The following is a 22,291-nucleotide window of genomic DNA, read 5'->3' as shown; positions in this document are numbered from 1 at the left end:
ATCAACAAAATCGAAAAAGAATATGGCTCTAGTAGAAATGATAATGCCTAAAATGGGGGAAAGTATATTTGAATGTACTGTCTTGAACTGGTTGAAAAATGTAGGCGACAAGATTGAAGCCGACGAGATGATTCTTGAAGTGGCAACCGACAAGATTGATACTGAGATAGGCTCACAATACGATGGTGTTATTAAAGAAGTACTGGTAAAACAAGGAGAAATAGCTATTATCGGCAAACCTATATGCATTATTGAAACAGATGCCGAGCAGGCAGGTGCTGCTAAGGAGAAACCCGCGGAAGCTGCTCCTGCAACTGAAGAAAAAGAGCCGGAAAGTATCGTCAATGAATTAGAGCAGCAGTCGAAGCTGACATCAATACTGGTTGAAAATGCCGAGCCTAAAGTAAATTCTCTGAGTGGTAGATTTTACTCTCCGCTGGTGCAGAATATAGCCAAGGAAGAAAACATTTCTATTGAAGAACTGGAAAGCCTGAAAGGAACAGGCGCTGAAAGTCGTGTGACCAAAGATGATATTCTGGCTTATGTACAGTTGAAGAAAGAAAAGAAAACTTCGGTTTCTGTGAGCACAACCCCATCAGTGAGTACCTATACACCACAGGCAACCGACGAGATTATAGAAATGGACCGCATGCGAAAAATGATTGCTGAGCGGATGATTGAATCGAAGCGGATTTCGGCGCATGTTACCTCTTTTGTGGAAACTGATATGACTAATGTAGCACTGTGGAGAGATAAAATAAAGTCTAAGTTTCAACAGGAAACCGGAGAAAACATCACGTTCACGCCATTGCTGATTGAAGCTGTTGTAAAAGCCATTAAGGATTTTCCGATGATCAATATTCAAGTAGACGGCGACAGGATTATCCGTAAAGGCAAAATAAATATCGGTATGGCGGTGGCTTTACCTACCGGCAATCTGATAGTGCCGGTGATTCACGAGGCTGATTCATACAGCCTGATTGGCCTGACCAAAAAAGTGAATGAACTTGCACACAGAGCACGTGCAAACAAGCTGAAAGCCGATGACTTGTCTGATGGAACGCTTTCTATTTCAAACATCGGTTCGTTTGGTAATATTGCCGGTACGCCTATCATTATGCAACCACAGGTATCAATACTGGCTTTTGGGGTAATACAGAAAAAAGTATCGGTAGTTGAAACCGCTCATGGCGATACCATTGGTATCAGACAGAAAATGATCATTTCGCACTCGTATGATCACCGCGTAGTAGATGGTTCACTGGGTGGACAATTCGTAAAACGCGTTTCTGATTACCTTGAAAACTTTGAAGTAGACAGAAAATTATTCTAAGCACTCAATGGGGGTCTGGCAGTGGTCAGACCTTCGTTGTGTTCAGTCATAAATATAACTTACATTATTAAATTGTATGAAAAACGAAGGATTTGACCCACAGGAAATAGCCGAACTGAAAGCAGAATGCAAAGAAGAAGGGCAAAATTATGTAATTGTTGAAGATGAAGACGGTATGAATGATACCGGAGAGTTTGCGCATTTTCAGTTTGTTGGCAAGCACGATGGCTCAGAGGTGATTTATGATGCGGTTATGAGCACTTTGCGTCTGAACCACAGCAGCCTGGTTTTTGAAGAAGCCGAAGCCAGAATGAAAAAGGAGTATCCGAGCTATGTAGAGGTTGACAGACGCAAACCCAACTACAAAATGACGGAAGACATGGAACTGATGCTGGAAGAGATTATTGAAGAACTGGAAGAAGAAGAGATAATCAAGGTTTCGGAGTTCATTGAGGTTGACGAAGACTTTGAATATGGCATCGGCCTGGACGTAACCCTGAATGTGGAAGAATTAACCAGCGAGGTTATTACCAAATTTGTAAACGATTTCAATGCCGGAACACTCAAACTGGACAACACACTTTACAGTTTCACCAGCGAAGAAGAAGAATAAAAACGAGGGATTATCAGTATGGCAGAGAGTTTTTCAGGAACCGCTCAATATGTAGCCACACGTGAGCTGCAAACAGCTGTGAATGCGGCAGTGGCGCTTCAAAGACCTTTATTAATTAAGGGCGAACCCGGCACGGGCAAAACCCTGCTGGCGTTTGAAGTGGCCCGCGCTTTAAATAAGCCGCTTTTTACCTGGCACATCAAATCTACTACCACAGCACAGCAGGGTTTGTATGAATATGATGCAGTTTCACGCCTGCGTGATTCTCAACTGGGAGATGACCGTGTGAATGAGGTAAGCAACTACATTAAGAAAGGGAAGATATGGGAAGCCTTTGATACTGACGAGCCAAGTGTACTGCTGATTGATGAGATAGATAAGGCAGATATCGAGTTTCCGAATGATTTGCTGCAAGAACTTGACCGGATGGAGTTTTATTGCTATGAATTGAAACAAACCATTCGTGCCAAACACCGGCCGATTATTATTATTACGTCAAACAACGAAAAAGAGCTGCCTGATGCCTTTTTGCGTCGTTGTTTCTTCCACTTTATTCGTTTTCCTGACAAAGAAACAATGCAGAAAATTGTAGATGTGCATTATCCGGATCTGGAAGAAAATCTGCTGGTTAATGCATTCAAAATTTTCTTTGGTATCAGAGAAATCAAAAATCTGAAGAAACGACCATCTACCAGCGAGCTTATCGACTGGCTCAAATTATTGCTGGTGGGAAAAGTATCGGCTGACGATCTGAACGATTTAAATAAGCTGAACGAAATACCACCTTATCTGGGGGCTTTGCTGAAAAATGAATCAGATTATGATTTGTATAAGGCACTGCGCGAGAAGGGTATTAAGTAATTGTAATTAAACGCGCAATCATTGCTTTTAGATTTCTTCTATCATCTCAGGGCTAATCATCTGCCTGTGTCGTTGAGAGAGCATCTGACCCTGTTAGAGGCACTCGACAAAGAGGTGATTGCCTATAATGTAGAAGACTTCTATTTTCTGAGCAAAGCCATTTTTGTAAAACACGAGCAAAACCTTGATTTGTTCGACAAATTGTTTGGTCAGTTTTTTGGTGAATCAGAAAATATTCCGATTGAAAGCTTACTGGGCAATATAGATGCCGATTGGATAAAAGCCCACCTTTTAAGAGAACTTAGCGAAGAAGATAAACAGGCCATTCAGGCAATGGGAGGTCTGGATAAGCTATTGGAAAGACTCAGAGAATTGCTGGATGAGCAGCAGGAAAGGCATGAGGGGGGCAATAAATGGATAGGTACGGGTGGTACGTCACCCTTTGGCAATTCCGGGTATAATCCGGCCGGAATCAGAATAGGAGGGAAAGGCGGTGGAAAAAGCGCAGTGAAAGTATGGGATAAGCGCGAGTTCAAGAATTATGACGATGACCTTGAACTGAACACCCGCAATACTAAGATGGCTTTGAGGCGACTTCGGATTCTGACCAGAGAAGGTGCGGTAGATGAACTGAATCTGGAAGAGACCATTGACAGCACCTGCCAGAATGCCGGAATGCTCGATATAAAAATGCATGCTTCTAAGCAAAACCGGGTTAAGGTATTGCTGCTATTGGATGTGGGTGGTTCAATGGACGATTATATTGAAGAATGTTCAACCTTGTTTTCATCGGCCAGATACCAGTTTAAACATCTGGAATATTATTATTTTCATAACTGTGTGTATGAGACTTTGTGGAAAGACAACGGCCGCAGGTATGAAGACCGCATCTCAACCTGGGATGTGCTGAATAAATACAATAAAGATTATAAGGTGATTTTTGTAGGTGATGCCTCCATGTCGCCATGGGAACTATCAGAACCACGCGGTAGTGTAGAACACTATAATGAAGAATCGGGTTTAACCTGGTTGTCGAGATTCAGAGAGAAATTCCCGAATATGGTTTGGTTAAACCCGACTAATGATGGTTACTGGCAGTATACACACACTATTAAGCTAATCAGAGACTGGTCTGAGGATCGCATGTTTCCATTGACTATCAATGGCCTTGAAAAAGCTATGAAATGTCTTAAAAACAATAAACTGAAGTTCAGTTAAATATTCTTCAAAAAAGCTATTGTGTTCACGCCATCTGCAAAATCGTTTAGTTTTGGCGATTGCGCTTTCCCAAAATCAAAACTGTTTTCGAATCTGCCATCTTTCGATACCACACATTGTATTTTATCCTGATGCTCTGCCAGCAGTTGTTGCAAATGAGTTTCGTTTTCGTAATATTCAAAATGACAGACAGAAATTGCAGAAACCAGTGTCTGTTCTTCCCGCAGCAACAAAAAGCCGTTATCGAAATGCGGAGCTCTATTTACCAATAATACCGATTTGTTGTAATCATAATTGTTATTATACTTATGATGTATGTTGATGGTGCTCCAGTATTCGATTGACTCATAGAACTTATCGAATGTATATCCGGCAGGCACATACAATTTTGATACATTTCTGCAGCCCAGCCCAAAGTATTGAAAAATATCATTACCCAGATTGGCCAGTTCGGATCGTGATTCTTCACCGGTCAGTATAGCGACCGACGTCCGGTTTCTACGAATAATGTGTGGTACTTTAGCAAAGTAATATTCGAAGTGCTTGGCAGTATTATCGCTTCCGGTAGCAATCACGGCATCGGACTGATTCAGTTTGTCTGCTATCTGAATATATGGCTCAATGGCCGGATTGATTTCAATAAGCCGGGCAATCAGTATGCGCATCAATGCAGAATCGCTCGAACTAAGTTTTATTAAAGCTATGTGCCCGCTTAAAACCACACATAGTAAATCATGAAAACCTACTACAGGAATATTACCGGCCATCACAATTCCCACTTTTCGGGGTTCTGTAACCGGTTGAATATTATTGGTTTCGACAAACGCTTCCAGAAATTCTTTGTTAAGATAAAAACGAGCTATATTATTGAGGGCTAATTTTACGTTATCTTCTGTAAACCAGGCATTTTCGTTACGGGCAGCGGCTGACCATTGTTGAATTAACTCAGTGTTCTTTTCATCAAGCAGAAAATCTCCCAGTTGTGAAAATGTAATAATAAGGTCTTTTGATTGCATTATTTATAGAAAAAGTAACTTGGTATTTAAAATCATACAAAAATACGACTAAATTGAAACTTTGAAGCTGTATATTTGTTGATTATTTGAGTTAACTACTAAAAATATAGAGAGAGTATGGCGATAATGATTACAGATGAGTGTATCAATTGTGGTGCATGTGAACCAGAATGCCCTAATACGGCAATCTATGAGGGTGGAGTTGAATGGACCTGGGGTGGAGGAACAAAATTAACAGAAGTTGAATTGGGAGATGGAACAGTTATTGGCGGTAAAGACCCTATGGCACCGGTTTCGGATGAATTTTATTATATAGTGACAGATAAATGTACTGAATGTCATGGGTTTCATGAAGAACCGCAATGTGCCGCGGTTTGCCCTGTAGACTGTTGTGTGCCTGACCCTGATAATGTTGAAGAAGCAGAAACACTGGAAGCCAAAAAAACGTGGCTTCATGCGGAAGCATAATTTTAAGGTAGCGATTCATTAACTCTCCATATGATGGCCTGACGGATTTACCGTCAGGCTTTTTTTTGTCTCATTCTTTCAATTGTACAAATTTAAGAATAAATTGCACTTCGGAATATTATACTGAATATTAACAAAAAATCAGAAGAATATTCGTTTTTATATTTTGTTGTACTTTTTCTATATTTTATATTTTTTAATACATAAAAATGTAGACCAAATAATTTTTTAAAGATTTATTCATTTTTTTTAAACATAAAATTTGGAATTAAAAGTTTTTTACCGAACATTTGCAATGAAATATGATTTCAGACAATCGCCACTTAAACCAAAGATTATTATGAGAAAATTGATTTTTACAGTATTATCGTTGCTTTCAGTAGCGACGGTCAGAGCACAAGGAAGTACAACAACCACAGAAGAAAAACCTAATCCCCTCACATTTTCAGGTTACGTTGATACTTACTTCTTCGGCAACTTCAATAATCCAAAATCAAGATCAAATTTAGGCACATCGGGCTTCGAACGTATCTTCGACCAAAAACCAGGTCAATTTCAGGTCGGTCTTGCTCAAACTAAATTATCTTACTCAACTGATAAAGTTGATGGAGTTATTGACATTGTTTTTGGTAACCACGCTGACTTGGGTAACTATGCAAACGTTATCAGCCCGGTTTCAGGTGCAACAAGTACAGCCTTAGCTATCAAGCAAGCTTACATCACCTGGAAGGCATCAGACAAATTCTCGTTAACTGCAGGTCAGTTTGGTACACACATCGGTTACGAAGTAATTGATGCCCCTGTAAACTTCAACTACTCGCTGTCAAACCTTTTCGGTAACGGTCCTTTCTACCACACAGGTTTGAAAGCAACTATCGCCACTTCATCTAAATCGTCATTGATGTTTGGTTTGGTTAATGGTATAGATACTAAAGACGATAACAACGATAAATTAGGTGTTATTGGTCAGTTCTATGTATCGCCGGCTGAAGGTTGGAACTTGTATGTAAACTGGATTGGTTCTGACGAAGGTACTGATGAAAAATCATACTATTCGTTGTTTGATTTGACTACTTCGTACCAAATCACTGAGAAATTCCTATTAGGTGTAAATGCTGCCTATGGTACTCAAAGTGAAAAATCGTGGGGTGGTGCTGCTTTGTATGCACAAGTTGCCTTTACTGATAAATTTGGCTTGGGTGCTCGTTATGAGTATTTCGATAACACTAGCGGTGTTCGTGGTTTAACTAACTCTGCCAGACCAAATGGTGGTACAACTGTTAATTCATTTACTTTAACAGGTAATGTTACTCTTTCACCAAATCTTTTGTTCAAACCTGAGTTCCGTGTTGATAGCTTTGCAAAAGCAGCAGCAGGCTCAGAACAATTTGAAGACAGCGACGGTAATTTTACCAAAAGCTCTCAGTCAACACTAGGCGCTGCGCTAATCTTCAAATTCTGATAAATTACACTTTGTCAATAACCTAAACTAAACATAATAATTTCGTTACATTTTTTTGTACAACACTTAAACCCAAACACATTATGCGTAAGAATCCTTTACCTCTGATTATTTTGCTTGCCATAGCGATTGCCGGAGTGTTTTTGCCTGCTGTGCCTACTACTATTGTTACTGACGGCATAGTAGGAGCCGATGTAGCCTGGATGCTCGTAAGTACGGCCTTAGTTCTTATCATGACACCGGGGCTAGCTTATTTTTACGGTGGGATGGTAAATGCGAAAAACGTTATTTCTACTATGTTGCAAAGCTTTATTGCAATGGGTGTTATCTCAATCCTTTGGGTTACTGTAGGTTTCAGCCTTGCATTTGGTGATTCAATTGGTGGCTTTGTAGGAGACCCTACTACTTTCTTTATGTTTAAAGGAGTGTTAGAAAGCAAGCCTTGGTCGTTGGCTCCAACTATTCCTTTGGTTGTATTTGCCTTCTTCCAATTGAAGTTTGCCGTTATTACTCCTGCTCTTGTTACTGGTTCATTAGCAGAACGTATCAACTTCAAGTCATACGTTTTGTTCATTATACTTTTCAGCTTGTTCATTTATGCTCCTTTGGCACACTGGACATGGCATCCGGAAGGTTTCCTTTTCAAACTGGGTGTGCTTGACTTTGCTGGTGGTACTGTGGTACACATGTCGGCTGGTTGGGCAGCTTTAGCAGGTGCTATTTATCTGAAACGCCGTCGTGCACATGTTGACGGAAGCTTCTTACCTCCAGCCAACATTCCTTATGTATTATTAGGAACAGGTTTACTTTGGTTCGGATGGTTTGGTTTCAATGCAGGTTCGGCGCTTAGCGCAGGTACATTGGCAGCATCTGCCTTTGCTACAACAAATACTGCGGCTGCGGCTGCCGGTTTGGCCTGGGTATTATTTGATGCCGCTCGTGGTAAAAAAGTTTCAGCATTAGGTTTCTGTATTGGTGTTGTTGTTGGTTTGGTTGCTATCACTCCAGCGGCAGGTTTTGTTACCATTCCTCATTCAATCTTTATCGGTGCTATTGCTTCTATTATCTCTAATTACCTGGCACACTTGAAAACCAAAACAGCATTGGATGATACATTGGATGTATTCCCTTGCCATGGTGTTGGTGGTATGGTTGGTATGATTATGACAGGTATTTTTGCAAGTAAAGGCGTTAACTCTGCCGTAGTTGATGAAGGTTTATTCTTTGGTGCATCAAAACTATTTGTGAACCATCTGATTGCCTTGGTTGTTGTGTCGGTGTTTGCATTTGCAATGTCTTTTGTTCTTTTGAAAATCACTGATTTAATTCTTCCACTACGTGTTAGTGAGTCTGACGAAAAAGAAGGTCTTGATGTAAGTCAACACGACGAATCTCTTTTAGAAGCAGTTTAAGATTTAAATCTAAACGATACAGATTATTTGTAACAAAATCACAATTGCGGGTTAAACCGTACTTTTATTGTGGTTTTGTTGTACTCCATAAGTTAAAATGCCCGCTATTTTAGTGGGCATTTTCTTTTTATAATAGTTTGACCAATAGAAAGAGAGAAATTTAAGTAACATTGAGTAATGTATTTTCTTTATATATGTATGAATGAGGTAGAGTGAACGACTATCAACTGGATAGATTCACCTGAGTATTCGCAGATACCAAAAAGAAAAGGTATACAGGCTTATCAATGCAAAACCTATATACCTTTTCTTAATCTATACTAAACTGAAGAACGCTTTTATTTTACTCTTGCATATTTACTTCTGGTTTCACCAAATTCCAAAATCAAAAATTTAGAAGTTAGTTCATGAATCTTCCATTGATAACTCAGTGAACAATCTACATTCGGACAATCCTTTACGTCTGAAAAGGTAATGGTATTACCTGAAAGTGCATACTTATTACCTGCACTGCAGCATGCGGCACCGGGCTTGCCATCACGAAGGAAATTGCCATTGGCTGTAAATTCCATATTAGGTATTGCCATTAAGGTATTGATGGTATTCCAACGTCTCCATTTACCGTTAGCTTCTTTGTATTGCATTTCATAGGTTGGACTCCATTCTCCCACCAGTTTTTTAGGCGAAATGGCAGATTGACATGATAGCAGACCAACTGTGATACTTATTGCAGCAAGTAACCGTTTCATTATCTAATAAGTTTAAATATAAGCACCGATACTATTTTGCTCTGGAGTATTTGCTTCTGGTCATGCAGGCTTCAACTACCAGTGTATCAGAATCCAATCGGGTGATTCCCCATTCTGAGCATGGTTTGCAGCTCATCTGCGGGCAACTTTTCAGGTCGGAGAAGATTATGTTCTCGTTAATGACAGTAAACTTATTACCGGCAGTGCAACATTCGGCGCCATCTTTACCATCACGTAAAAAACGGCCTTTAGCAGTGAATTCGATAGGAGGCAAAGCGGCGAATGTAACAATGTATTCCCACGGCCCCCAGGTACCATCAGTAGTTTTGTGTTGGATCTGATAGGCGTTGTTCCATACTCCGACTAATTTTTCCGGTACAACAGCATCTTTTTGACAAGCCGCAAAAGCAAAGGCAACTACAAGTAAAGCAACGAATGATTTCATTTGATTAGGATGTTTTACTGAAAGATGCTAATAAATAGAAAAAGGTTGGAATGAGTATAAAATAAGGTATTTTGTTGGGGCGATCTCATTTCTTAGCGTGCCAATCGCACCAGAATCCGTAATATTTTGCTCGTTTCAATTGAAAGTAATCATTGCGATGCCTGATCAAAGTTCTTTTTGCCTGCTCATAATCTATCCAGTTTTTATCAGTTTCTTCTCCAAATGGGCCACTTGCACCCTGAACAAATGGATACTTGAATTCTCTGCTCAGCCGGTCTCTGTTCCGAGCCAGAAACCCGAGCTTTATCAATAGGTTGCGAAACCTAAATCTATTATTTGAATAAAACTTTACATTTTCATCCAGGACAACAAGAGAACCCTGATCAATTAATTTAAAATTTCTGTATCCTAAATTATACAGTGCATATAGTGTTTTAAGCGCCTCTTCGTCTGAAATTATTTCGTTCTTGCCGATACATTCGGTCTCTACAGATATAAAGGGAGGTAAATCTTTTAATTCGTGAAGTGTTTGTACGGCTATTTCATCATAACCCTCAATATCTATTTTACAATAATAGGGTATTCCAAAAGATTCCATTAAGGTTGATAACTTTTTTGTCTTTACCTCAATTGTATATGCTTGATGTTCTTCCCTGGTAGTTATTGATTGTTTCAGAGAGTTCCATACAGTATTTTGGCCTATATTGAATTTAACTGCTTCGTCATCTTTATCAGAAACTGCGTAATTTAATAGTACTAATTGGTTTTTATCAATATGGTCTTTGTATTTTAATGATGCCCTTTTAATCAAATCAGGATCAGCTTCAATCGCTACTACTTTATATCCTTTGTGCAAATAGAAATCAGTATCTTCTGATTTGTGCATTCCTATGTCAAATATTAAATTTTTTATCATCTCAATAAATCAATTGCTGTTAAAAATCGAATTTCTTTTGTGTAATGTATGGATTTTCAGATGAAATAAGCATATGATGCTTGTAAACACATCGGCTGTGCTTAGATAGTGGAGAGGTCAGCTTATTGACGTTGATGTTTTCGTAAAATAATTGCCGAAAATAGTCTGATAGACTCTGATATGCAAATATACAAACAGGTAGCTGATTTCAATCAACTACCTGTTTGTAGGATAAAATATAATTATTCGCCAGCGTTTCTTAAACCTACTCTTGGTAGAACCGGCAGGCTTTCGTTTCCATCTTCACTGACAGACTGCACCGCAAAGAAATAGTTATCTTTTGAATAAGGGAGTGTTATTTTCAAATCGGTTGTGAAAAACTTTTTCTGCCAGTAGGGCATGGCCGTTTCACGCATTAAAACGTAATAACCTTTTACTTTGCCCGTTTTAGAGGCTTTCCAGCGCAGGCTTGTTGAATTACCTAAGCCTCTTACATCGAGAATCACATCTTCCGGCATGGAAGGTGATTTCGCCAGATTGGCTAAAGTTGCTACATTAATGGCTGTATTTTTGCGTAGATACTCAAAATCCATATACCTGGCATGGTCGCCGATTTCAATTCCTTTTTCAACGCGTAAATCCTGATGCTGGCGTAAAAAGTTTTCGTTCATTTCAGACAGGCGCACAGCAGCGAAACCCTTGTTCACAAATGGGGTATGGTCGCCACCACGAAGGAAACGGTCGTTTCTGTATATCATTACCACTTCCAGATTATCAACATATCTTTCTCCGGTTTCTTTCAGGTAGCGGGCTAACTGACGGGCTTTGCCATCGTTTTCAACGCCATATTGTCTGATCGCACCCACTTTCTTATCCATTTCAAAGGCCGGTAAGCCCTCGCTGAAAACCCGCACGCGGGTATTATCTATTATATTAGTTTCGTTGCTGTGGTTAGAACCCATAATGTCGTTATTCAGCACGCCTTCAATATTCCAGTTTTCGGCAACTGCTTTTTCAGCCAGATGACTGGCACCTAAAAGGCCTTGTTCTTCACCGCTTACTGTTACGAAAATGATTGTGGCCGGAAACTTCGACTTAGCCATTACCCGGGCCAGTTCTATTACTGCCACTGTTCCACTGCCGTCGTCATTGGCGCCGGGCGCATCTGCTTCACGGTTCATGACATCTGTTACACGACTGTCGATATGTCCGCTAACCAGAAATATCCGGTTGTCGTTAGGGTCAGTACCTTTCAGTATGGCCATTACATTGCCAATCTCAATGGGTTTGTCGACACGCTTGCCATCCGGTTGCAGTGTCCAGGTATCAATATAGGCAGTCATTCTACCTTCTGATTGCCTGGCAAATTCCTGAAATTTGCTTAAAACCCATCTGCGGGAAGCACCGATACCTCGCTTGGCGTCGGTGGTGTTTGATAAAGTACTTCTGGTACCGAAACTTACCAGTTTGTCTACATATTCTTTAAGGCTGTCGCTAGAAACCTGATTTACCAGGGCCTCAATCTGAGGGTCACGGTTGATTATTTTCTGAGCTGATAATTGAGATGAGATAATGATGAAGCTGATTGCAAATAGTGCTTTTTTCATGTAAAAGTTCAGATTAGATGTCTAAACAAAAATACAAAACAATTGGCAGATGAAAGCACCTCAGTAAAAAGATTTAGACGCAAGCAGTTAGTTTGTAGAGTAATGTTGGGAATTGTGGATTGTATGGGCGTAAATTCAGAAATATTTCCTGCAACACCGAATAAATTCGGTGGCTATCAGAACAATGGTTTTATTTTTATTCTTAGACCGACTGAAGTCGGTGTTGTTAGTAAAAATTACCTTATACTTTATAATAGCGAAGACATGGAGAAACGATTCATACCCACAACACCGACTAAAGTCGGTGGCTATCAGAACAATGGTCTTAGTTTTATTCTTAGACCGACTGAAGTCGGTTTTATTACTATAAATTATTTTTATCTTATAGTAGCGAAGCCATGGGGAAACGAACTGATGCACTTTAAGAATTTATTCTTAGTAGCAAGTAAACAAAAAAGGATGCCTCGGTCAGAAACATCCTTTGTAATAGGTTTATCAAGCCTTATGCATGTACTAACTCTTCGTAGGATTCTTCAACCTCAACCAGCATCTCTTCATTAATTGAAACCAGATGCACTCTTTTAGTTTCGTTGATAAGTAGCGGGTCGTATTTGGCCACTACGCGAACATAGTTTTCAGTGAAGCCCTGCATCAAGCCGTCTTCAATGTCTTCTTCAAATAGAACCGAAAACGTTTTGCCCAGTTGCTGTTCGTAGAAGAAGCGTCTTTTCTTGTCTGACAGAATATGTAACATTTTAGAACGCTCGGCTCTTTTGTTAGCAGGCACTACAGGTTTTATGCTTAGTGCAGTAGTATTTGGTCGCTCCGAGTAAGTGAACACGTGCAGATAGCTGATATCCAGATCGTTTAAAAACTGATACGTTGTCAGGAACTCTTCGTCAGTTTCACCCGGATGCCCCACAATGACATCGACACCGATACAGCAATCGGGCATCAGTTCTTTGATTTTCCTTACCCGGTCAACATACAATTCTCTTTTGTATCTGCGGCGCATTAACGCCAGTACTTTGTTTGAGCCTGACTGCAATGGGATATGAAAATGCGGCACAAAGCGTTTTGACCCGGCCACAAACGTTATGATTTCGTCGGTAAGCAAATTTGGCTCAATGCTCGATATCCTGAATCTCTCAATGCCTTCTACTTCGTCAAGCGCTTTTATCAGTTCCAGAAAAGTTTCTTTCCGTTCATCGTTCTGCAAACCGAAATCACCTATGTTCACGCCTGTCAGTACTATTTCTTTTACTCCGCTGTCTGCAATTTCATAAGCAGCCTTTACTACATTCTGAATGGTATCAGAGCGACTTTTACCTCTGGCCAATGGTATGGTACAATATGCACAGGGGTAATCGCAGCCATCCTGCACTTTCAGGAAAGTACGGGTGCGATCATTCAGGGAGTAGGAGGTATGGTAATCAATAGCCTCTTCAATATTTGAATTATAGACTTTGGCAGTTGTCTGTTTGGGTTCATTTACAAAATCACCGATGATATCAATGAGTCTGAACTTCTCAGCAGCACCGAGCACGGCATCTACTCCTTCAATCTCTGCTATTTCCTTTGGTTTCAGCTGGGCATAACAACCAATAATAGCCACATAGCCATCAGGATTTATCTTGTTGGCTTCTTTGACAATTTTCTTGCACTTCTTGTCTGCGTTTTCAGTAACAGAACAAGTATTGATTATAAATATATCCGGTTGCTGATTGAATTCAACTTTCTGATACCCGCGCTCTTCAAACATCCGGCCAATGGTTGAGGTTTCAGAATAATTGAGCTTGCAACCCAATGTATAAAAGGCAACTTTCTTCATAAATTCAAATTTCTGTGCAAATTTAACGAAAATTAATAGATTTGTCTCTATTACATTGAAAACCAGTGGTGTTAATATACATCTGCTTTTAAAAACCAATGTTTTTTTATGCTAAAAAGTTCAAGACTCAGTTTTTTGAAAATAGACGAAACGACAGTTGATAAATTCAGCGAGGCGCAGTTCACGTATCCTGTAATGAAATACATAACTGGGCATGCGCTTACTAAGCAGGAAGCCATAGAAAGGTATGTGAAGTATACGACCGAGCCGGTTTCGGGTCATTATTTTGTTCTGGATGCTGCCTCTCAGCAAATTATCGGCCTTGCCAAGCTGGCTGAAGATTCGCCGGGTGTGGTAGAAATAGGATACAGCCTTTTTGAAGGCTATTGGGGTAAAGGACTAGCCACCGAAATAGCACAGGCATTGGTTGATTACGCACTGGATATAATGAAGCCGAAGAAAATTATTGGATATGTCGACAGCCGGAATCATGCCTCAGTCAGGATTCTGGAGAAAATGGGTCTTAGTAAAGAAAGAGAAGTAGAAAAACGAACAGGTACGCAGGTGTTTTTGTTTTCGAGAACCATTGCCGACTAAAAAAACAAAAACCCCATCACAATGTCATGGGGCTTTGCAAACAAAATATTATTCGAAAAAGTCTTATACTTCTGCAGTTTTTACGGTTTTGATGATACGCGCAGCCACTTTGTATGGATCTGCCGCTGAGTTTGGACGACGGTCTTCTAACCAGCCTTTCCAACCTTTCTGAACCGCAGCAATCGGGATACGGATTGATGCACCACGGTCAGAAACACCGTAAGAGAATTTATCGATTGATTGCGTTTCGTGCTTACCTGTTAAACGAAGGTGGTTATCAGCACCGTAAACGGCAATGTGTTCTTTCACGAATGGCGCAAACGCCTGACAAATGATGTCATACGTTTCTTTTTTGCCTGCAGTTCTCAAGATAGTATTTGAGAAGTTTGCATGCATACCAGAACCATTCCAGTCTGTTGCGCCCAATGGTTTACAATGCCAGTTGATCGAAACGTTATATTTTTCACCTAATCTTTCTAAGAAATAGCGTGCAATCCAGGTTTCGTCACCGGCTTGTTTTGCACCTTTAGCAAATACCTGAAACTCCCATTGACCAGCAGCTACCTCAGCGTTGATACCTTCAACGTTTAAGCCAGCCTGTAGACAAATTTCAAGGTGTTCTTCAATGATTTCACGACCGAACGCATTGTTAGCACCTACTGAACAATAGTATTGGCCTTGTGGTGCAGGGTAACCGTTAACAGGGAAGCCCAATGGTTTGTTGGTTTCAGGATTCCACAAGAAATACTCTTGCTCGAAACCAAACCAGAAATCGTTGTCATCATCTTCAATTAAAGCACGGCCATTAGATTCATGCGGAGTACCATCAGCATTCAGTACTTCACACATTACTAAATAACCCGTTCCTAAACGTGCAGGGTCCGGACAGATGAATACCGGTTTCAATAAACAATCAGATGAACCACCAAGTGCTTGTTCAGTAGAAGAGCCATCGAAAGACCACATATCACAATCTTCCAATTTACCACTGAAATTCTTTTCTATTTTGGTTTTGCTTCGAAGGCTTTGTGTTGGTTTGTAACCGTCTAGCCAGATGTACTCTAATTTAGCTACTGCCATTGCTGTAATTTTTTAAGATGTTTCGGTTATTAATCAAAGAATATGTTGCAAATATATAGGCAAAAAACAATATAAGATTCTTCAAACAGTAAATATTTTAGTCGAAAATTTTATATTCTTTAAAAAATACAATTAATTATAGAAATAATAAGATTGCATTTGTTTGCGTTGATTGACTGTTATCTTGTTCTGATGTAAAATTACATAAAAATGAATATATAAGTATTTTTCTGAAACCTATTTTTCCAGAAAATAGTAAAATTTAATGCGAATAAGGGAAAAATTGTACTTATAATTCTGAAAATTGCATTTTTATATGATTTGATTTTTCCAAGATTCAATGCCTCTATCCAAACGGCGTGAATAGGTAGAATTACTTAGTTTATACCAGACTATAAGGGCGAAGAAAAAAGCATACATTTATATATATAGATAGACATGCCTTAAATTATTTAGACCCGTTCCAAATAATTCTTGATTTTATTTGGATTTATTCTAAACTGAGTATAAATTTGTAGCATAAAGTTTATACCGTTAATGAGTCTAGTAGAAATGGAGAGCCTGAACGTGCTTGAGTATTTAAAAGTTGAACTGCACAGAACATCTAAAGGTTTGGTGTGGCAATGTAATGCAACCAACAGAATCTTTCTTGAGTTCGGAGGTATCACTACAGCTTTTAAGATTCAGAACTTCATGAATTTCAAAAGATCAATTGACGGAATTAATATTATAGATAAACTTTACGATCTATCTGACGAGGCGGACTTCGACATCATTGAAGCGCCTAACTCCAACCAAACTTTCACTCTGCATCTTTGTGACCTCATCCATTTGAGAGAACTGCTGTCAGGCGCCAGATTTGCGTTATACGTGAATTCGGTTCTGAACGAGGTTCTAGGCGAATATGAGGTAGTTTAAGTCTAAATTATATTTAGATTATCTCTAAATTTTATCAATCCGGGTTAATTTTGAACAATTACGTCATCTGAATTGTAATAATGTCATACCTTTGAAAAAACATTATTATCAATATGAAAGATTTAGTTAGACTTCGGACATCTCTTAAAGAAGAAATAGAAACTGCATTAAATGCACAGATAAAAATGGAAGCGGAAGCTTCAGCCAAATATTTATCGATGGGCTCATGGTGCGAGCGCAATGGTTATATCAAAAGCGCAGAATACCTTTACCGCCAATCGAACGAAGAGCGTGATCACATGCTGAAAATTTTCCATTATGTGGCTTCAGTTGGTGGAACAGCCATCAGTCCTGAAGTAGCAGCACCGCAATTAGAGTGGGGCACTTTCCAGGGTGTGTTCGAAACTGCACTTCAAAGCGAAATCAGCGTTACGCATGCTATTAACAAACTGGTTACGAAATGCCGCAATGCTGAAGATTACGCAACTGAGAACTTCCTGCAATGGTTTGTGAAAGAACAAGTTGAAGAAGAAGCCAATGCACGCCGCGCTCTTGAACTATTCGATATAATAGGCAAAGAAGACACCGGCTTGTTTGTAATAGACAAAGAAATCGGTAAAATCGGAAGCGAAGCTTAATTTTAGTTTTTCAGATATTGAAAGCACAGGTATGTACCTGTGCTTTTTTGTTTATATGCTACACTTGAATTCAAAAGTTTATCTACAATTTCAGTAATTAAAAGTCAATAAATCTACAATGTTATAATTTAATAGAAAAATGTTCTATATAACATTTTACATTTAGATAAAGTAGCTTATATTTGTTCCGTCTTCGTAATACCTTTCAATCGGGTTGACGGTTTTTATTGATGTGTTTCAATAGAATTAAGAAGGAATCGTGTGTAAGTCACGAACAGACGTGCTACTGTAATTGAATGTTAGAAGTTTTGTCAGTTATGCCCATTGTTGTGAAATGAGAAGGGCGACAGAACCAGTTCATAAGTCAGGAGACTTGCCGTTAATCTTAATGACTACGCCTTCACGAGTAGGGCTTTGGTCAAGCATTGACTTTACAGAACAAACCGCATGTTCCAACTGTGCAATAACAGTTGGGTAGGCATCGCCTTATGCATTCTGTAAAGATTCCCGGCATCAACCGGGAAATTGGTGGGTTCGAGGTATTGATAACCTTTAACAAATCAATCAAATGTTTACTCACAATCTGGGTTACCCGCGCATTGGTAACAAACGCGAATTAAAAAAAGCCTGCGAAGCCTTCTGGGCAGGTAAAATCTCAAAAGACGAATTACTGGAAACAGGTAAGCAGATCAGGCTGAAAAACTGGCAGATACAAGCAGAAGCCGGTATTGAGTTGATTCCGTCTAACGATTTCTCATTGTACGATCAGGTACTGGATATGTCGCTGGCATTGGGCGTAATACCACCGCGATACAACTCTCTGAAGGCAGATGAACTGAACTTGTACTTTGCCATGGCACGTGGCGTACAAAAAGAGGGCATTGACATAAGCGCAATGGAAATGACCAAGTGGTTTGATACTAATTATCACTACATAGTGCCTGAATTTGAACGCAATCAGCAGTTTAGCTATTTTTCAAAAAAGGCTGTCACGCAATTTGAAGAGGCACAAGCACAAGGATTGGCGACCAAACCGGTTTTAATTGGCCCGGTTTCTTATTTACTATTAGGTAAAGAAAAAGAAACAGGTTTCAATAAGATTGACTTGCTAGATGCCTTGCTACCGGTTTATATTGAAATATTGCGTGAGCTATCTGCCAAAGGAGCAAAGTGGATTCAGTTGGACGAGCCGTATCTGGTAATGGATTTGAACACTGACGAGAAGATTGCCTTTGAAAAGGCTTATCAGGTTATCAAAGAAGCATTGCCACAGCAAAAGATTCTGGTGACAACCTATTTTGAAGATTTGGGGGAGAATACTTCACTTGCACTCACATTGCCTGTTAACAGCATTCATGTTGATCTGGTAAGAGCACCACAACAATTAGAGACTATTCTGAACAATACCGGATTCAAAGCTTCAGACAAGATTCTTTCTCTGGGTATTATTGATGGCCGAAACATCTGGAAAAACGATTTTACGCATTCACTGAGCTTGATTAACAAAGCCATTGATGTGTTGGGCAAAGAAAGAGTCGCCATAGCGCCGTCATGTTCGTTGCTTCACTCACCTTGTGACCTTGACAATGAAAAAGATGAGGAAACGGTGCCTACTGAAATCAAGAACTGGTTATCGTTTGCCAAGCAAAAGCTTTCTGAGCTAATTACGCTTGCCCGACTTGCAGAGCCTGCCACTGCAAAAGAATATCTGCCTGCATTAGCAGAAAATCAACTGGCTGTAGAACAACGCAGGGTTTCGGCGAAAATCCATAAGACGCATGTAAAAGAAAGAGTTACCAAACTGAAAGAACAGGATTTTAACCGTATAAGTACATTTGAAAGAAGACAGGAACTTCAATCAAAAACTTTGCATTTACCGGCTTTCCCGACTACTACAATTGGGTCATTCCCACAGACCACAGAAATAAGACAACTAAGAGCAAAACTTAAAAAGGGGGAGTTAACAACCGAAGCCTACGATAAACTGATTGAAACAGAGATTGAGAAATCAATACGCTGGCAGGAAGATCTGGGCATTGATGTGTTGGTACACGGAGAATTCGAACGAAACGACATGGTTGAATACTTTGGAGAACAATTATCAGGCTATGTGTTTACACAAAACGGATGGGTGCAAAGCTACGGTAGCCGTTGTGTGAAACCACCTGCTATTTATGGCGATGTTGAGCGCCCCAATGCCATGACCGTTCGTTGGTCGGCTTTTGCACAATCAAAAACGAATCGTTTAATGAAAGGTATGCTTACCGGCCCGGTTACTATTCTGCAATGGTCTTTTGTGAGAGACGACCAGCCGCGCTCACAAACGGCTTTCCAAATTGGCCTGGCTATCAGAGATGAAGTAAACGACCTCGAAAAAGCGGGTATCAGGGTAATACAGATTGATGAACCGGCTATCAGAGAGGGTTTGCCTTTGAGGAAATCGAAATGGGATGAATACCTTCAATGGGCGGTAAATGCGTTCAGACTGAGTGCTTCCGGTGTAACAGACGAAACACAGATACACACACACATGTGTTATTCTGAATTTAACGATATCATTGAGCACATAGCGGCCATGGATGCCGATGTGATTACGATTGAGACATCACGCTCACAAATGGAGTTGCTGAAAGCATTTGCAGACTTTAAGTATCCGAATGAAATAGGCCCGGGTGTGTATGACATCCATTCGCCGCGGATTCCGACGGTGGACGAAATGGTTACCCTGCTCGACAAAGCATTGGAGGTAATTCCGGCACGGAATCTTTGGGTGAATCCAGACTGCGGTTTGAAAACCAGAGGTTGGCACGAAACAGAAGAAGCACTACGGAATATGATTCAGGCAGCAGGTATCATTCGTAAGGCTGTGCAGATTAATTCATAAAAGACGAAGGGTAGGTGAGGCCTACCCTTTACTCTTCTAATATATACTTATCAAAAAACTTCTCGGCTTTTCTTTCGGTAACTTCGCCGTGCCAGGCATTTTCAGGCTGAAAGCTCACCACGGGTGCGTAATCACAATTATCTGAGCAATCCATTTTCACTAACAGTACATTGTCTTTCAGATGGTTTTCTTTGATTTTCTCTTTAAAAACCCTCCGGACTTCCTTACTGTATCTGCCGCATTTACTGCCGTCACACACAAAAATGGTATGAACCGGTGTATCTATCTTGCTCATGGCTATTTATCTAAATAATCCTGAAATGTGCGCTGTATCAAAGCTTTACCCAGTTGAACGTCATGCGTGCTGATATTGCCATCTGATTGAATCATCTTTTTTCCGATGTTATCAAATACCAGTCCTTTTTCAGGCTGAACAAAGCCAAACCCATTATTAAACGAAAAAAATGCCCATTGTTTTGTTTTCGGGTCAAAAATATCTTTGCTCCAGTTGTAAGCATAGGCATTCATACCGACCTGATGCAACAGTGTAGACGACAGGTCTATCTGAGAAGCAATGGATGGTACCACCTCGCCGGTTTTAGCTAAGGCTCCGCCAAGCCACAACATTGGAATTTTGAAGTCGTCTGTTTTTTTACTGGTCTGCGGAATCCGATGCCCGTGGTCTGCAATGATAATTATCAGGGTGTTATCCCACCAGGGTTGTTTCTTTGCCGAATCAATAAAATTACCGAGGGAGTAATCGGCGTAGTACATCGCATTCATGAACTTTGTCTGCTCGTCTTCACCTTCAAAAGTATTGGCAATAGGTATCTCAAACGGCTCGTGGCTGCTTAAAGTGAGTATGGTAGAAAAGAAAGGCTGATTAACCGCGGTATGATCAGTCAAAAACTTATTGAAAACGATTTCATCGTGAGCACCCCATTTTGAATTCCAGTATTTGGAATCAAAATCCTGTTTACTCACAATTTTCTGAAAATCAGACGAATACAAGTATGATTTTATATTGGCAAATTCGACCTCGCCACCATAATAAAAATCGGTAGCGTATGCATTCTGTTCAAAATCCTTGCTCAATACAGGCAGCTTGGCAGATTTACTGGGTTCGGTTATAATAGAGGCGATAGGCTGTGCCGGGTATCCGCTCAGTATAGCCGGAATCCCCTTATCTGTTCTGTCTCCACTGGCGTATATATTAGAAAAATAGATGCCTTCTTTTGTTAAAGCGTTGAATCTTGGGGTTACGTCTACTCCGTTAATTTTATGCTCCGTTGCTTTTTTGGTAAAACTCTCCCAGATAATAATCAATACATTCGGCTTTTTGATATTCGGTTTTAGCCATTTCTGGTTGGTTTTCGAGCTTGTGTAGAGTTCTTTAATATTGTCGCCCAGTTCTTCTTTAGGCAGATATGTATACGGGTTCACCTTGTCGTAGGAACCATTCACCAGTGAGCTGAAGAAGTTCCAGGTCGGGTTGACAGCCGAGATATTGGCGAAATTATTAGTTGAGAAATATACCGTACTCTGGTTCATAGGCGATATACCTATGCCACCTCTGATCGGAATAATTAAAGCAATGGTTATCAGCAGTGAAGTCGGAATAAATGGCAGGTTATCAATGTAGTTCCAGTTATCAATATTGCGGGTTATAATTCTGTAAACTATTAAAGACGCAACTGTGAGCAATATCAGAAAACTGACAAACAACTGCAGCAAAGGAGAAGAACTAACAGACGCCCAGGCTTCGCGCGGGGTTTTTAGGTAGCGCAGGGGAGTGGCATCAAGGTGATACCCCCAGGTATTAAATACCTGTAAATCAATAACGGTTATCAGATTGGCAAATAGCACCATGATAAATGTATAAGAGAAAATCCAGTTTTCGAGTCTGCTTTTTTTGATGAAATTAGACAACGAAACCAGTATAAAAGGAATAACCGATAAATAACCGGCCATAGAGAAATCCATCCTGATGCCGTTCCAGAAAATACCCCACAGGGTTTGAAGTGTCAGCAGTTTTGCGTCTTCAATATGATACCCCAAAAATATTACTCTGGCAACCAGAAAAAATATAACCCAAAAACCATAATAAATCAGTAAAAATTGTAAGCGTTCTTTCATTGAATCGGTTTAGTAAAATGAATGGCTGCCAGATTTAGATTGACAGCTACGTAAAATAAGAAAGCAGTTGGTTCTGAAAAAGAAATAATTCTTATCGGGCAAAAGTT

Annotated in this window: 21 protein-coding genes and 1 riboswitch; of the genes, 12 read left to right on the top strand and 9 right to left on the bottom strand. The window is 40.0% G+C overall.

What is annotated here, in order from left to right; all coding sequences use genetic code 11:
- Positions 1-22 precede the first annotated feature (22 nt).
- From AC1RRY_RS21200 to AC1RRY_RS21185, 4 genes are all read left to right on the top strand, one after another.
- Positions 23-1,333, top strand: coding sequence for a dihydrolipoamide acetyltransferase family protein (locus tag AC1RRY_RS21200; RefSeq protein ID WP_492823294.1), 1,311 nt, complete (start codon positions 23-25; stop codon positions 1,331-1,333).
- A gap of 76 nt (positions 1,334-1,409) precedes the next feature.
- Positions 1,410-1,946 (top strand): hypothetical protein, encoded by a 537-nt coding sequence (locus AC1RRY_RS21195; RefSeq protein ID WP_492823296.1) that lies wholly within the window; start codon positions 1,410-1,412, stop codon positions 1,944-1,946.
- Positions 1,947-1,964: 18 nt separating this feature from the next.
- Positions 1,965-2,807: an AAA family ATPase gene (locus AC1RRY_RS21190; protein ID WP_492823298.1), complete on the top strand. Its 843-nt coding sequence runs from the start codon at positions 1,965-1,967 to the stop codon at positions 2,805-2,807.
- Positions 2,808-2,828: 21 nt separating this feature from the next.
- Positions 2,829-4,025 (top strand): vWA domain-containing protein, encoded by a 1,197-nt coding sequence (locus tag AC1RRY_RS21185; RefSeq protein WP_492823300.1) that lies wholly within the window; start codon positions 2,829-2,831, stop codon positions 4,023-4,025.
- Here AC1RRY_RS21185 and AC1RRY_RS21180 read toward each other — a convergent pair.
- Positions 4,022-5,041 (bottom strand): acyl-CoA reductase, encoded by a 1,020-nt coding sequence (locus AC1RRY_RS21180; RefSeq protein ID WP_492823302.1) that lies wholly within the window; start codon positions 5,039-5,041, stop codon positions 4,022-4,024. The genes AC1RRY_RS21185 and AC1RRY_RS21180 overlap by 4 nt on opposite strands.
- 117 nt (positions 5,042-5,158) lie before the next feature.
- Here AC1RRY_RS21180 and AC1RRY_RS21175 point away from each other — a divergent pair, with 117 nt between their 5' ends.
- The 3 genes from AC1RRY_RS21175 (at position 5,159) to AC1RRY_RS21165 (ending at position 8,383) form a co-directional block, all read left to right on the top strand.
- Positions 5,159-5,509 carry a 4Fe-4S dicluster domain-containing protein gene (locus tag AC1RRY_RS21175; protein ID WP_492823304.1) on the top strand — a complete coding sequence of 117 codons (351 nt, stop codon included), beginning with the start codon at positions 5,159-5,161 and terminating at the stop codon, positions 5,507-5,509.
- Between the two features lie 340 nt (positions 5,510-5,849).
- Positions 5,850-6,971: a porin gene (locus AC1RRY_RS21170; RefSeq protein ID WP_492823306.1), complete on the top strand. Its 1,122-nt coding sequence runs from the start codon at positions 5,850-5,852 to the stop codon at positions 6,969-6,971.
- 83 nt (positions 6,972-7,054) lie between these two features.
- Complete coding sequence (locus tag AC1RRY_RS21165) at positions 7,055-8,383, top strand: ammonium transporter (protein ID WP_492823308.1); 1,329 nt, start codon at positions 7,055-7,057, stop codon at positions 8,381-8,383.
- A 338-nt stretch (positions 8,384-8,721) separates the two neighbouring features.
- Here the strand turns inward: AC1RRY_RS21165 and AC1RRY_RS21160 are convergent, their stop codons facing one another.
- From AC1RRY_RS21160 to AC1RRY_RS21145, 4 genes are all read right to left on the bottom strand, one after another.
- Positions 8,722-9,132: a hypothetical protein gene (locus tag AC1RRY_RS21160; RefSeq protein WP_492823310.1), complete on the bottom strand. Its 411-nt coding sequence runs from the start codon at positions 9,130-9,132 to the stop codon at positions 8,722-8,724.
- A 31-nt stretch (positions 9,133-9,163) separates the two neighbouring features.
- On the bottom strand, positions 9,164-9,577 hold the full coding sequence (locus AC1RRY_RS21155) for a hypothetical protein (protein ID WP_492823312.1): 414 nt from the start codon (positions 9,575-9,577) through the stop codon (positions 9,164-9,166).
- An 85-nt stretch (positions 9,578-9,662) separates the two neighbouring features.
- Positions 9,663-10,493, bottom strand: coding sequence for an FkbM family methyltransferase (locus AC1RRY_RS21150; protein WP_492823314.1), 831 nt, complete (start codon positions 10,491-10,493; stop codon positions 9,663-9,665).
- Between the two features lie 242 nt (positions 10,494-10,735).
- Entirely contained in the window at positions 10,736-12,100 is a 1,365-nt protein-coding gene (locus AC1RRY_RS21145) for a M20/M25/M40 family metallo-hydrolase (protein ID WP_492823316.1), read from the bottom strand.
- Between the two features lie 42 nt (positions 12,101-12,142).
- Between AC1RRY_RS21145 and AC1RRY_RS21140 the strand changes: the two genes are divergently transcribed.
- Entirely contained in the window at positions 12,143-12,661 is a 519-nt protein-coding gene (locus AC1RRY_RS21140) for a hypothetical protein (protein ID WP_492823318.1), read from the top strand.
- On the opposite strand, the gene mtaB is transcribed toward AC1RRY_RS21140, so the two are convergent.
- Complete coding sequence (mtaB, locus tag AC1RRY_RS21135) at positions 12,603-13,931, bottom strand: tRNA (N(6)-L-threonylcarbamoyladenosine(37)-C(2))-methylthiotransferase MtaB (RefSeq protein WP_492823320.1); 1,329 nt, start codon at positions 13,929-13,931, stop codon at positions 12,603-12,605. The genes AC1RRY_RS21140 and mtaB overlap by 59 nt on opposite strands.
- Positions 13,932-14,039: 108 nt before the next feature.
- Between mtaB and AC1RRY_RS21130 the strand changes: the two genes are divergently transcribed.
- Positions 14,040-14,528 carry a GNAT family N-acetyltransferase gene (locus AC1RRY_RS21130; RefSeq protein ID WP_492823322.1) on the top strand — a complete coding sequence of 163 codons (489 nt, stop codon included), beginning with the start codon at positions 14,040-14,042 and terminating at the stop codon, positions 14,526-14,528.
- A gap of 63 nt (positions 14,529-14,591) precedes the next feature.
- Here the strand turns inward: AC1RRY_RS21130 and AC1RRY_RS21125 are convergent, their stop codons facing one another.
- Positions 14,592-15,608: a glutamine synthetase beta-grasp domain-containing protein gene (locus AC1RRY_RS21125; protein ID WP_492823324.1), complete on the bottom strand. Its 1,017-nt coding sequence runs from the start codon at positions 15,606-15,608 to the stop codon at positions 14,592-14,594.
- A 537-nt stretch (positions 15,609-16,145) separates the two neighbouring features.
- Between AC1RRY_RS21125 and AC1RRY_RS21120 the strand changes: the two genes are divergently transcribed.
- The 3 genes from AC1RRY_RS21120 to metE all read left to right on the top strand — a co-directional run bounded on the left by AC1RRY_RS21120 (position 16,146) and on the right by metE (position 20,048).
- Complete coding sequence (locus tag AC1RRY_RS21120; protein WP_492823326.1) at positions 16,146-16,526, top strand: hypothetical protein; 381 nt, start codon at positions 16,146-16,148, stop codon at positions 16,524-16,526.
- A 113-nt stretch (positions 16,527-16,639) separates the two neighbouring features.
- The gene (locus tag AC1RRY_RS21115; protein ID WP_492823328.1) at positions 16,640-17,164 is read left to right on the top strand and encodes a ferritin; all 525 of its coding nucleotides are present in this window, start codon (positions 16,640-16,642) and stop codon (positions 17,162-17,164) included.
- A 201-nt stretch (positions 17,165-17,365) separates the two neighbouring features.
- Positions 17,366-17,559: riboswitch (cobalamin riboswitch) on the top strand.
- A gap of 173 nt (positions 17,560-17,732) precedes the next feature.
- Entirely contained in the window at positions 17,733-20,048 is a 2,316-nt protein-coding gene (gene metE / locus AC1RRY_RS21110; protein WP_492823330.1) for a 5-methyltetrahydropteroyltriglutamate--homocysteine S-methyltransferase, read from the top strand.
- Positions 20,049-20,076: 28 nt separating this feature from the next.
- Here the strand turns inward: metE and AC1RRY_RS21105 are convergent, their stop codons facing one another.
- Positions 20,077-20,343 (bottom strand): (2Fe-2S) ferredoxin domain-containing protein, encoded by a 267-nt coding sequence (locus tag AC1RRY_RS21105; RefSeq protein ID WP_492823332.1) that lies wholly within the window; start codon positions 20,341-20,343, stop codon positions 20,077-20,079.
- Between the two features lie 2 nt (positions 20,344-20,345).
- Positions 20,346-22,184, bottom strand: a complete 1,839-nt coding sequence (locus AC1RRY_RS21100) for an LTA synthase family protein (protein ID WP_492823334.1) — start codon at positions 22,182-22,184, stop codon at positions 20,346-20,348.
- Between the last annotated feature and the right edge of the window lie 107 nt (positions 22,185-22,291).

The organism is Emticicia sp. GW821-FHT11C11, assembly GCF_058808615.1.
Note: the sequence above shows the minus strand (reverse complement) of the source record. Positions and strands in the feature narration are given on the sequence as shown.

Excerpts from the sequence above, each read along its gene's own strand:
- AC1RRY_RS21200 (WP_492823294.1), top strand. The coding sequence starts at position 23 with ATGGCTCTAGTAGAAATGATAATGCCTAAAATGGGGGAAAGTATATTT.
- AC1RRY_RS21195 (WP_492823296.1), top strand. The coding sequence starts at position 1,410 with ATGAAAAACGAAGGATTTGACCCACAGGAAATAGCCGAACTGAAAGCA.
- AC1RRY_RS21190 (WP_492823298.1), top strand. The coding sequence starts at position 1,965 with ATGGCAGAGAGTTTTTCAGGAACCGCTCAATATGTAGCCACACGTGAG.
- AC1RRY_RS21180 (WP_492823302.1), bottom strand. The coding sequence starts at position 5,041 with ATGCAATCAAAAGACCTTATTATTACATTTTCACAACTGGGAGATTTT.
- AC1RRY_RS21175 (WP_492823304.1), top strand. The coding sequence starts at position 5,159 with ATGGCGATAATGATTACAGATGAGTGTATCAATTGTGGTGCATGTGAA.
- AC1RRY_RS21170 (WP_492823306.1), top strand. The coding sequence starts at position 5,850 with ATGAGAAAATTGATTTTTACAGTATTATCGTTGCTTTCAGTAGCGACG.
- AC1RRY_RS21165 (WP_492823308.1), top strand. The coding sequence starts at position 7,055 with ATGCGTAAGAATCCTTTACCTCTGATTATTTTGCTTGCCATAGCGATT.
- AC1RRY_RS21160 (WP_492823310.1), bottom strand. The coding sequence starts at position 9,132 with ATGAAACGGTTACTTGCTGCAATAAGTATCACAGTTGGTCTGCTATCA.
- AC1RRY_RS21155 (WP_492823312.1), bottom strand. The coding sequence starts at position 9,577 with ATGAAATCATTCGTTGCTTTACTTGTAGTTGCCTTTGCTTTTGCGGCT.
- AC1RRY_RS21150 (WP_492823314.1), bottom strand. The coding sequence starts at position 10,493 with ATGATAAAAAATTTAATATTTGACATAGGAATGCACAAATCAGAAGAT.
- AC1RRY_RS21145 (WP_492823316.1), bottom strand. The coding sequence starts at position 12,100 with ATGAAAAAAGCACTATTTGCAATCAGCTTCATCATTATCTCATCTCAA.
- mtaB (WP_492823320.1), bottom strand. The coding sequence starts at position 13,931 with ATGAAGAAAGTTGCCTTTTATACATTGGGTTGCAAGCTCAATTATTCT.
- AC1RRY_RS21130 (WP_492823322.1), top strand. The coding sequence starts at position 14,040 with ATGCTAAAAAGTTCAAGACTCAGTTTTTTGAAAATAGACGAAACGACA.
- AC1RRY_RS21125 (WP_492823324.1), bottom strand. The coding sequence starts at position 15,608 with ATGGCAGTAGCTAAATTAGAGTACATCTGGCTAGACGGTTACAAACCA.
- AC1RRY_RS21120 (WP_492823326.1), top strand. The coding sequence starts at position 16,146 with ATGAGTCTAGTAGAAATGGAGAGCCTGAACGTGCTTGAGTATTTAAAA.
- AC1RRY_RS21115 (WP_492823328.1), top strand. The coding sequence starts at position 16,640 with ATGAAAGATTTAGTTAGACTTCGGACATCTCTTAAAGAAGAAATAGAA.
- metE (WP_492823330.1), top strand. The coding sequence starts at position 17,733 with ATGTTTACTCACAATCTGGGTTACCCGCGCATTGGTAACAAACGCGAA.
- AC1RRY_RS21105 (WP_492823332.1), bottom strand. The coding sequence starts at position 20,343 with ATGAGCAAGATAGATACACCGGTTCATACCATTTTTGTGTGTGACGGC.
- AC1RRY_RS21100 (WP_492823334.1), bottom strand. The coding sequence starts at position 22,184 with ATGAAAGAACGCTTACAATTTTTACTGATTTATTATGGTTTTTGGGTT.